Annotated in this window: 9 protein-coding genes; all 9 read left to right on the top strand. The window is 40.7% G+C overall.

Annotated features, from left to right (window positions below):
- The first annotated feature begins 68 nt into the window (after window positions 1-68).
- Window positions 69-824: a LytTR family DNA-binding domain-containing protein gene (locus tag LBQ60_17570; protein MDR2039733.1), complete on the top strand. Its 756-nt coding sequence runs from the start codon at window positions 69-71 to the stop codon at window positions 822-824.
- A gap of 171 nt (window positions 825-995) precedes the next feature.
- Window positions 996-1,916 carry a DUF6268 family outer membrane beta-barrel protein gene (locus LBQ60_17575; GenBank protein MDR2039734.1) on the top strand — a complete coding sequence of 307 codons (921 nt, stop codon included), beginning with the start codon at window positions 996-998 and terminating at the stop codon, window positions 1,914-1,916.
- Window positions 1,917-1,918: 2 nt separating this feature from the next.
- On the top strand, window positions 1,919-3,262 hold the full coding sequence (locus LBQ60_17580; GenBank protein MDR2039735.1) for a TolC family protein: 1,344 nt from the start codon (window positions 1,919-1,921) through the stop codon (window positions 3,260-3,262).
- Window positions 3,259-4,317: an efflux RND transporter periplasmic adaptor subunit gene (locus LBQ60_17585; protein ID MDR2039736.1), complete on the top strand. Its 1,059-nt coding sequence runs from the start codon at window positions 3,259-3,261 to the stop codon at window positions 4,315-4,317. The genes LBQ60_17580 and LBQ60_17585 overlap by 4 nt, the downstream gene beginning before the upstream one ends.
- A 4-nt stretch (window positions 4,318-4,321) precedes the next feature.
- Window positions 4,322-7,429 (top strand): efflux RND transporter permease subunit, encoded by a 3,108-nt coding sequence (locus LBQ60_17590; protein ID MDR2039737.1) that lies wholly within the window; start codon window positions 4,322-4,324, stop codon window positions 7,427-7,429.
- Window positions 7,430-7,438: 9 nt separating this feature from the next.
- Window positions 7,439-8,290 (top strand): RteC domain-containing protein, encoded by an 852-nt coding sequence (locus LBQ60_17595; GenBank protein ID MDR2039738.1) that lies wholly within the window; start codon window positions 7,439-7,441, stop codon window positions 8,288-8,290.
- Window positions 8,291-8,568: 278 nt separating this feature from the next.
- The gene (locus LBQ60_17600; protein MDR2039739.1) at window positions 8,569-9,090 is read left to right on the top strand and encodes a dihydrofolate reductase family protein; all 522 of its coding nucleotides are present in this window, start codon (window positions 8,569-8,571) and stop codon (window positions 9,088-9,090) included.
- 243 nt (window positions 9,091-9,333) lie between these two features.
- Entirely contained in the window at window positions 9,334-9,648 is a 315-nt protein-coding gene (locus LBQ60_17605; GenBank protein MDR2039740.1) for a helix-turn-helix domain-containing protein, read from the top strand.
- Window positions 9,638-11,530, top strand: a 1,893-nt coding sequence (locus tag LBQ60_17610) for a toprim domain-containing protein (GenBank protein ID MDR2039741.1), incomplete at its 3' end; no start/stop codon positions are given. The genes LBQ60_17605 and LBQ60_17610, both read left to right, overlap by 11 nt.

Consider the following 11,530-nt stretch of genomic DNA (forward strand, 5'->3'; position numbering starts at 1 on the left):
TATGACAGAGAAATTGCTGTTGAGCATACAAATTCTCTATTCATAGTTAAAATACCCTATATTCAGCCATGAAGTACCTGATAGTAGAAGACGAGCGATTTGCATACGAAGAACTGAAACGTATGATGACGGAGTTACGTCCCGGTTATTCGTTGGAAAAGCGAACCAAAACGGTCATAGACACTATCGGGTTCCTGAAAACATCTACTGTCGATCTGATCCTTTTGGATATACGACTTGCTGACGGAAATTGCTTCGAAATATTCAATCATGTAGAGGTCAATACCCCTGTCATTTTTACTACTGCTTACGATGAACACGCCATCAAAGCGTTCAAACTGAACAGCATTGATTACCTGTTAAAACCTTTCGATGAAAAGGAATTGGAGGCTGCATTAGTTAAATTTGAGAATATCTTTCATAATAAATCTCACAAAACCGACCCCAAGAATTTTGAACAGCTACTATCTCTTAAAACAAAAAACCGTTTCCTTATATCAAAAGGAGAAAACTATCATTATATAGAAACGGCAGAGATTGCTCATTTTTATAGTGAAGAAGGAGTCGTGTTCCTGCATACATTCCAAAATAAACGGTATATCATTAATTATACATTAGACCAGTTAGAACAGCAGCTTGACAGCCGTTTATTTTTCCGTGTATCGCGTAATTGTATTGGCAATGTAAAAGCTATTGAAAATGTTGCCAAATACTTCAATAGCCGTCTGAAACTCTCCTTTTTGCCTATTTGTCCGCATGAAGTGCTGGTCAGCCGTGTACGTGTGCCCGATTTCCTGAAATGGATGGACGGGATTCTGGAATAATTTAAGTAAGTATTTCTTTTTCTAATATAGGGTATGGAAAATTCCATACCCTTTTTTCTGCATTTCATTTTGTCCATTCTAAACTCCATAGTTATTGGCTTTCGGTATTACTTCATTCATCGTTCTTTTGCTGAAAAATTAAGTAAGTATAAACGTAATTCTTAAAAAATCATGAAGTCAGTAACAGTATTATTAACAGTATTAGGAATCCTTCTATGTGTGGAAGGAAAAGCGCAACAAGTGTCTTTTAAGACAGAGTATATGGGAAGTTCAAGTTATCGGTTTTTGCCGCCCGGCGACAAACCCAGTGAAAAAATCGGAGATGCCAAAGGTTCTGCTGTCGTCTATCAAGGAGCAGTCAATATACCCTTATCCATGAAACTGAATGAGAACAATTGTCCGACAGCTTGGGGAATTGGTCTCGGCGGGTCATATACTTCATTGAATAACAAGAATTTCGCAGATTATATGCCTTCCGAAATCATGAATTTACAGGTAGGGCTTTACCATTTACGCCCCTTAAATGATAAATGGTCGATGCGGGCAAGTGTGGGTATAGCTGTACTTGCTCCTTCCGCCGATTTTTCTAAAATCAGGTTCAAGCACGTGCTTGGAAGCGGAGGCGTTGTTTTTATCCGCCACCTGAAACCCAATCTGTCTATTGGCGGGGGTGTGGCTATAAACAGTTCGTTGGGTTATCCGATGGTATTCCCTACGGTATACCTGAATTGGGAGCTTAACGGGAAGTTCGATGTAAATGTGGAGTTGGTCGAAGGCTTAGACGTATCAGCAGGTTATAGTTTCAACGATTGGTTTAAATTATCGTATACTTTAGAAATGAACGGACAAGCAGCTTTGTTGGAAAAAGACGGTAAAGATGTAATATTCTCTCATCAATATATCGTAACTGGGTTCCGCCCCGAAATAAAGGTTGGTAAAACCGGATTATCTATGACAGCTATGGCTGGGTTGAACTTGTTCCGTCCTGCTTCTTACAGCGACAGAACTTTGAAGGGAGTCTTTGCATCGGATAATGATTATTATTTCTCTGTTTCCCCCTACATGTCTTTCGGAATCAAATATAATTTCTGAAAATGAGAGCTATTCAGATTTTGCTTGCCTTATTGATAATAGGCAATACTGTCATGGCGCAAAATTCAAGTGGGAAGATTACTCTTGAACAATGTCTTGACTTTGCTATCAACAACAGTTATGCGGCACATAGGGCAAATCTCGATGTCAGTGAGGCTGACTATCAGGTAAACGAAGCCCGGTCAGGTGTGTTGCCACAAATAAATGCTTCGGGCAGTTTCGACCATAGTTTAGTTTTACCCACAACAATGTTACCCGGCGAACTCATTGGTGAGAGCGGAACGCAAATCCCGGTTCAGATGGGTTCAAAGAACGAACTGGATTTTGGTGTTAGTGTTGAACAAGTAATTTTTTCGCCCACTTTATTCACCGGAATAAAAATAGCCAGAAACAACCTAGAACTTCAAAGGCTTCGTGCTGCTATGACAAAAGAGGAAGTAATTTTTAATGTAAGCAATGCTTACTATGACATCCTCAATAGTATGCAGAAATTGGATAATATAAACTATATGACCTCTATGCAGGATTCACTTTACCTGTTAATGGAAAAACGGGTAGAAGAAAATGTAACACGGGAAGTTGATTTGAACCGTATCAAAGTTAATCTAACCAATTTGCAGGCACGGGGTAAAAATATGAGAAATATTATATCACAGCAAAAACGTTATTTACAAATTCTAATCGGTATTCCTATTGAAGACGCTTTTGAAGTGGATGATTCAGAGGTAAAAAGCATGGATATATCCGAATTTCAGAACTATCCACTGCCACAAAACAAGATAGAACTTGACGTGCTGAATAAGCAAAGAGAAAGATTGGAACTCGAAATCCGCAGTCATAAAATGGAGTATCTGCCAACGTTATCGGCTATTGCCACAGCCGGGTATCAGTTTCAATCAAACAAACTAAACCTCGCGCGAGAACCGTGGTACAATTCTGCCATTGTGGGCGTTCGTTTAACCATTCCAATTTTCGACGGTTTAGGTAAGCGAAGCCGGATAAAACAGAAACAAGTACAACTGCAAGGGTTGGATTGGGACATTCAGGAAACCCGACAGACCTTATCTGCTAATTATTTGAATGCGAAAAATCAACTGGAGATAATCTATGAGTTGATACAGGTACAATCTGAAAATTTGAAACTGGCAGAGAAAGTATATAGTCAGACAATGGCACTGTACACCGAAGGTTTGGCGACCATAACAGACCTTCTTGAAACAGAAACCTCTTTACATGAAGTAAAAATAGCCTATACCACAGAACTTATCCGCTACAAAAAAACAGAGATAGATTTATTAAAAGCAAGCGGTACACTTGAATATTTATTAAGCAGTAGTAAAAAATGAAATCAAAAATAGTAACACCAATCATTCTAACCGTTTCCATTGTCAGCCTCATCGCATCGAGACTGGTCGAGAATAAACAAACTATTGACCGGAATGCTGAATTATCCTTGACTGTAAACACTGTTGTTCCCGTCATGATTGAGAAGCCCCAATACATGGACTTGAGTGAAAAAATCAGTGTGAACGGGCGCATTGATTCGGAAAATGAGGTGGTAGTTTATTCAAAAGCGCAGGCTATTGTTGTGAAGAAATACAAAAAGGCAGGTGATGTGGTCAGTCGGGGAACAGTAATCGCACAACTTGAAAATAATGTCATACGGGAAAACCTGCGGCTCTCCGAATTGGACTTGGCAAAAGCGGAAAGAGATGTGGAGCGTTTTCAAAATCTCGCTTCTATCGGGGCAGTAACAGTACGGGAACTGGAAGATGTCCAAATTGCCCTACGCAGCATCGAGAGCAGGATAACCGACTTACAAGACCAACTAAGTAATACTACCATTACATCTCCCATTTCCGGGGTCATTAATAAGGATTATTTCGAAGAAGGGACGTTGCTTTCAGTTGGCAGTAGCGTTGTTGATATTGTAGATAATAAAGCATTAAAAATGCTTGTCAATGTAACGGAAAAAGAAATGTTGAAACTAAATGTTGGTATGGAAACAACCATAACGACGGACGTATATCCCGGTAGCACATTTACAGGCAGAATTGAGGCTGTTGCCCCTAAAAGCAATGACCAGTATTATTATTCGGTCGAACTGGCATTAAATCATCCGAAACTACAACCCGGTATGTTCGCTACTGCCATTTTCAACGTGGACGGGAATAACCGCAACACACTCGTAATAAGCAGGGAATCTATTGTCGGCGGAATGAAAGCCCCTCATGTATTTATAGTTAGAGATGCCAAAGCCTATAAAATAGCCGTGCAAGTCGGTATCTCGGAAGGAAAATACATTGAAATAACCAATGGCATATCACCTGACGACATTATTGTAAAAAGCGGACAAACCAACCTGATTGACGGCACAGAAATATCCATCCTAAATTTATAAAAAAATGAATATCATAAAAACGTCAATCAGTCGCCCGACTACGGTAGTCGTGATATTCGTTATACTTGCCTTTTTCGGTATTTATTCTTTGACACAACTGGGTAGAGAATTAATGCCAAGTATGACGTTGGATGTAATCTCTATCAGTACCGTTTATCCGGGAGCCGGAGCCAGTGAAGTGGAAAATTCCGTAACCAAGAAGATAGAAGATGCTGTCTTTTCCATAGAGGGAATAGATGAAATTACTTCTACCTCAATGGAGAATTATTCTTTAGTAACGATTCACTTAAAAGCTGGAACTAACCTTGACAAAGCACTTCAAAATGCACAACGAAAAGTAAATGCTATACGTTCCGACCTCCCAGAGAGCGCAAAAGAGCCATCCATTAATGATTTCAGTTTGGCGGATATTCCCATTATGACAATCGGTGCAGTCGCCAATATGGGTGAAACGGAATTTTACGATTTAATCAACCACGAAATAAAGCCTGCATTGGAAAGGATAGCGGGAGTGGCGCAGGTAACGCTCATCGGAGGAAATGAGCGGGAAATACAGGTAAACATTAATGAGGAAAGAATGGCTGCATACGGGCTTTCCATTCTCAACATAAGCACTGTGTTGATTAATTCAAACCTCGATTTCCCTACGGGGCAGATAAAAAGTGATAACAAGCAAACGCAAATACGTTTGCAGGGTAAATACAATAACCTTGTCGATATTGAAAATGTAATCGTAAAATATATGCCCGATGGAAGTGCAGTAGAAGTAAAAAACATTGCGGATGTACACGATGGAAATAAAGAAATAGAAACTCTTAGCCGGGTAAATGGTATACCCTCCATAGGTATTACAATACAGCGTTCCGCCGATGCCAATACCGTAGAAATATCCAAAACCACACGTGAAATACTGGATGTCCTGCAATCAGCATACGAGCCGGTCGGATTAAACTTTATGATAGCGGCTGATAATGCGGAATTTACAATTGAAGCCTCCAATTCTGTAATGATCGACCTCGTTATAGCTATCCTTTTGGTGGCTTTCACGATGCTTTTATTCTTGTGCAGCGTGCGGAATTCCATTTTTGTTTCTATTGCGATTCCGTTGTCCCTTGTTTCCACATTTATAGTTATGTACCTGTTTGGTTTCAGCTTGAATCTCATGTCGCTGTTAGCCATAACGCTGGTAGTCGGTATTTTGGTCGATGACGCCATTGTAGTTCTCGAAAATATCCACCGACACATGGAAATGGGGAAAAGCAGGGTACAAGCGGCTTATGATGGGTTAAGCGAAATAGGCGGGACAATCGTTTCCATTACACTGGTTCTGGTTGTGGTATTCATCCCTATTTCATTAACACAAGGGACTATCGCCAATGTATTCCGTCAATTTGCTGTTACTATCGCTATCGCAGTATTGTTCAGCCTCTTGGTTTCTTTTACCGTAGTACCGTTGCTTTATTCCCGATTTGGAAAAATAGATGAATTTAACCGTCACGGTTTCATAGGGAAAGGTATTCATGCTTTCGAAAGCAGGATAGAGAGAATAGCAGGTTGGTTTTCAAATCTTTTAAGGTGGTCTTTATCGCACAAACTGATTACATTGGTTGCTACTCTTGTTCTTTTGGTCGGTTCCGTAAGCCTGATAGCATTTGGTTTTATCGGAAGTGATTTAGCTCCACAAGGCGATCAAGGGCAATTTGTTATAAAGATGGAATTACCCCGTGATGTTAGCATAGAAGAAACCAATCAGGCAGCCTACAAAGCAGAAAACGCATTAAGGAGTAGTCCGTTAGTGGGAACTGTATTTACGACCGTAGGAGCAGAAGAAAACGGACAAGCACAAGCCCGTTTAGCCGATTTACGAGTAAAAATGATTCCACACAGTCAGCGCAATATTTCAACTTCGGATTTTTTACGAGAGGCAAAACTCTTTTTGCAACAGCATATATCCGCAGCACAAATATGGGTGGCAATGACCGACCTGATGGGAAATATCGACGAGGCTCCGATGCAATATTATATCACCGGACACCATATTGATTCCGTGCGGATAGCTGCAAATCTTGTTCTTGGTAGCATCAAATCCGTAAAAGGTATCGTCGATCCTAAATTATCCGTCGAAGAAAGCAGCCCCGAAATCAGTATCATTCCCGACCGCGATAAGATGTCGGCTATGGGAATCCCTTTCGAGGTGTTGGGTATGGCGCTCAATAATGCTTTCAGTGGAAACAATGATGCAAAGTTCAGGCAAGACGAATATGAATATGATATTAATATCCGCCTTGACAACTTCGACCGCAGAAGTATGGCAGACGTTGAAAACCTCACATTAATAAATACCTCCGGCGAAGCTGTCAAACTGAAACAGTTTGCACGTATAGAAGAAACCGATGCACCGGGCATCCTCGAACGCCGTAACCGTAGTGCCTGCATAACATTAAACAGTCAGGTTGGAGGGCGACCAACGGGCGACATCGGGCAAGACGTCAGCCAAATAATAAACGCTCTCGATTTGCCGGAAAATATCACAGTCATTCCCGGTGGCGAACTCGAAATGCAGGACGAAAGTTTTGGTACAATGGGAATGGCACTTGTCATTTCCATACTGTTGGTTTACCTCATTATGGTACTATTGTACAATAACTACATTTATCCCTTTGTAGTATTAATCTCTATTCCTCTTGCCATCATAGGTGCATTACTCGCTTTGGCATTAACGATGGATACCCTTAACTTATTTACCTTGCTGGGATTACTTGCACTTTTAGGGCTTGTTGCCAAAAATGCCATCATATTGGTCGATTTTACTAATCAGTCAAAAGCAAAGGGGATGGAACTAAAAGGTGCACTTATTGAGGCAACCCGCCAACGGTTTCGCCCCATCCTGATGACAACCGCTGCAACGGTAATAGGTATGCTTCCTATTGCTTTGGCAACCGGAGCCGGAGCCGAATGGAAAAACGGTCTGGCTTGGGTTATGATTGGAGGATTGATTAGCTCTATGTTCCTGACACTTATCGTTGTTCCGGTGGTGTATTATCTGATGGACAGGTTGTTGATGAAATTCGGCTGGAATAAGAAAACGGTGGTTGACATTGAAGACAAATGATAATACTCAATGAAAGCGTTTTTTGAAAAAACAATGCAGTCCGTTCAGGAAGAAATTCAGTCCATAGACATGGATGGCTGTCATATTTCCATACAGGAAGCGTTGAAAATGGTTGAGTTTATCAAAATCAGATTGTTAGAGTTGAGGACTGTCTTCCTTGAACAGGAACAGGTTGAAATTCAAGACGAAATAAAATTCTTCAAAGAGATGAAACCGCAAATATTAAGTTTATTGATATATTTCAACAAGATATATTCCATTGAATTGAAACGTCCGAACGGGAGTAACGAGATACAGCAGGAATATTATAAAAAAGAACAATACAGCCTGACCTGTTTCTTTGAGCGAAATATTGACTTATACCAATACTACCGTTCCAATTCAATCCATTTGGATGAGTATTATTTTGTGAGAGGTAAATTTTGCCCAACTCTCTGTGTTGATAGTCAGCAGTTTGTTCAAGATGCACTGTTCTCTACGGCGTATGATTATAAAGTTGCCAAAATACTGGCCAATGAGATATTGCGGATTTATCTGAATAAAAGGCTGTTACATTTAACAAAATGTACTCATTTGCCCAATAATCAAAAGAACAGCGAACAACCGGCGCTTAAATGGACAGACTCAAAAGTTGCCGCTATCGAATTGGGTTACGCTATCCATTCGGCGGGAGTTCTCAATAATGGAAATGCAGATATACGGGAGATTATGAGCCTGTTTGAAATCATTTTCGGTATTGACCTGGGAGATTATTACAGGACATATATTGCTATCAAGAGCCGGAAGAAGGAACGGACTGTTTTCCTGAAAATGCTTATTGATAACCTGACAAAACGTATGGATGATGATGATAGAATATAAATCTCATTTATTTTTCGTACTTTTGCGACGAAAAATAGAATTGAATTAAAGCAGGACAGAGTTCTGCATATAATATAGATATAACGTTCGCTGAACGTCTCAACACGAAAACTGGCACTTTTCAGAAAACGAGACGGAATGTGCAATGTTCACGCTATGAGCGTGGACTTGCCTGTTTCGTTTTCGGGTATGCCAGTACCTCGTGTTGAAGCAGTGTGGGTTCCACGCTTCTTTTTTGACGCAGGTGAACATTCAAAAAACGATAAAAACAGGAAGTTATGAAACAGTTAAAAGCGAACATAGCCTTATCTCTGGATGGTTTTATAGCCTGCGACGACGGGGATACAAACTGGATACCCAATATTGTGTCAAAAACTATTCGAGAGGAAATCATCCAGGCAGATACCTTGCTGATGGGTGTCAATACTTATAACGAAATTTTTGAACATAACGGATATTGGCCGTTTAAAAACAAAAAAACGTGCGTCGTGTCCCACCATGAAAATCGTATATCCATTGACGAAACGGCACGAATTATCACCGAATCACCAATGAAAGCCATTTTGGAAATGAAACAGCAGGCAGACACTGATTTGTTGGCTGTGGGAGGAGGAATTTTAATTTCTTCTTTGATTGACAACGGGCTATTAGATATGCTATCCATATATACCGTTCCCGTCATATTAAGAACCGGAATAACCTTTCTGCGTACAAAAACAGAATCAAAATGGAAAACCTTGCAAACGGAAAAAACAGATAATATTATCCATACCCTATATGAGTTTGATAAAACCATTTAACTCCTGTAACTCAATAATATAAATCTCATATTCATTCTAAAAAACTACCAGGTTCATACCAACTTGGTAGTTTTTATTTATGGAGAAAAATCATCTCCGAAACACCTTATATCCTCCATTTATTTTCATAAACCGGCGTTTTTGCGCTGTTTTTTTCCAAAAAAAAATTTCAACCAACTTGGTATAAACTTGGCAATTCTACCCATTTTATCATCCGAACTTTGCAGAAAATTTGAATGAGATATGGAAGTAATAACAATCGAATCGAAAATTTATAAAGAAATTATCAGCAAACTGGATAAGATTACCGCTTTTGTCATCAAACATGCCGATGACGACGAATGGGTGGACGGTTACGATGTTTGCAAATACCTTAAAGTAAGTCCCCGCACTTTACAGCGGTTGCGTTCAAAAGGAATACTCAACTACTCTATTTCGAGTGGGAAAGCTATGTATAAAATGGGCGAAGTGAGACGGATGCTCGAACAGAACCTGATAAAAAGCAATCCCGAAAATTTTCAAGAACTGTTAGACAATTACAATAAACATGCTAAGTAAACAGATGATATTGGACAAGACCAATAACGGATTTGAGATTTTCCGTTATTACGTTGCAGTGGAGTGGCGACTCGGGAAAAATTTCCGTAATCCGCTCTATGATGATAAAAAAGCTTCCTGCAATATTTACTTTGACAGGAAAGCAAGGGTTTACAGGTTTAAGGATTTCGGGAACGATTCCTATAGTGGCGACTGTTTTTCATACGTGGGTTTTCTTAAAGGCTTGGATTGTAACAATGCGAAAGATTTTATAGAAATTCTGGGAATTATTAACCGCGATTTGCATCTGGGTCTGTCCTGTAATGAAGGCGACAGTCCGCTTGTCGTGTCCATGTCGCCGAAGCCAATCCGGGAAACCAAGCTCGTTTTACCTCAAAAACCTGAAACACCGAAAAAGACAAAATCCTATTCTATTGTTCAACAATGTTTTTCCATAAAAGAAACGAAATTTTGGCAGCAATACGGCATCACTCCCGAAACACTGAAAGCCTATAAAGTTTTCTCTTTGAGGGAATTTAAGTACGAAAATTCCGAAGGCAAGCCGTTTTTTCTCATTTCTTCCAATGCTGAACCTCTATTCGGATATACCGGCAAACGGCATGTGAAAATTTATCGCCCGTTTTCCGAAATCCGGTTTTTGTATGGCGGTCTTTTACCCGATAATTACTGTTTTGGTTTGGAGCAACTACCCGCCAAAGGCGATACGCTTTTTATTACAGGCGGCGAAAAAGATGTGCTTTCGCTGGTTGCTCATGGTTTTCATGCCATTTGTTTCAATTCCGAAACGAGCAATATCCCGCAGCATATTATCAAGAAACTGTCCTACCGTTTCAAACATGTTATTTTGCTTTACGATGCAGATAAAACGGGGTTGGATGCTTCCCTCAAACATGCGCAGCAACTCGCGGATTTGGGCGTTAAGCGGCTTGTTCTGCCGCTTGCGGGTACGAAACAGGAAAAGGATATTTCCGATTATTTCAAGCTCGGCAACAGCCGTGAGAATTTCATCAAACTGTTCATCGAATTTTTAGATAATCTTTATAACGATACTATGGCTATACTCAAACCGTGTGAAATTGATTTCAACAATCCACCCATTCAGGCAGAGATGATTATTTCAATTAATGACGTGCCTTTGGGAACGCAGGGGAACTTACTGGGCATCACGGGCGGCGAAGGAACGGGAAAAAGTAACTACGTGGGAAGCCTGATTGCCGGAACCGTCCGTAATGCCGATTTTTCAATTGACACGCTGGGTACAGCGATTTTGCCCAATACTGCAAGCAAAGCCGTTTTACTTTATGATACGGAGCAGTCGGAAGTGCAACTGTACAAGAATATTTCCGGCATATTAAAACGCGGGAAACTGGCCGCCATGCCCGAATATTTCAAGGCATACTGCCTGACTTCCATGTCCAGAAAAGAGCGTATGCAGGCGATTGTGCAAAGCATGGACAAATTCTACTATCAGTTCGGCGGTATCCAGATAGCATTAATTGACGGCATAGCGGATTTGGTTCGTTGCGCCAATGACGAAGCGGAAAGCGTCGGAGTAATTGACGAATTGTACCGTTTAGCCGGCATTTATAAAACGTGTATTGTCTGTGTGTTGCATTTCGTCCCCAACGGCATGAAACTCCGCGGACATCTCGGCTCGGAGTTACAGCGCAAGGCAGCGGCAATCCTTTCGATAGAACGGGACGAAGAACCTCAAATTTCTGTCGTCAAGGCGTTGAAAGTACGCGACGGTAGCCCTTTGGATGTGCCTCTGATTCAATTTTCATGGAACAAAGAATTGCAAATGCACACGTTCATCGGTGAAAAAACCAAAGAGGAAAAGGAAAAGCGCAAGGAAACGGAACTGGCGGGCGTTGCCCGGACT

Source organism: Bacteroidales bacterium (genome assembly GCA_031275285.1).
Taxonomy (GTDB): Bacteria; Bacteroidota; Bacteroidia; order Bacteroidales; family UBA4181; genus JAIRLS01.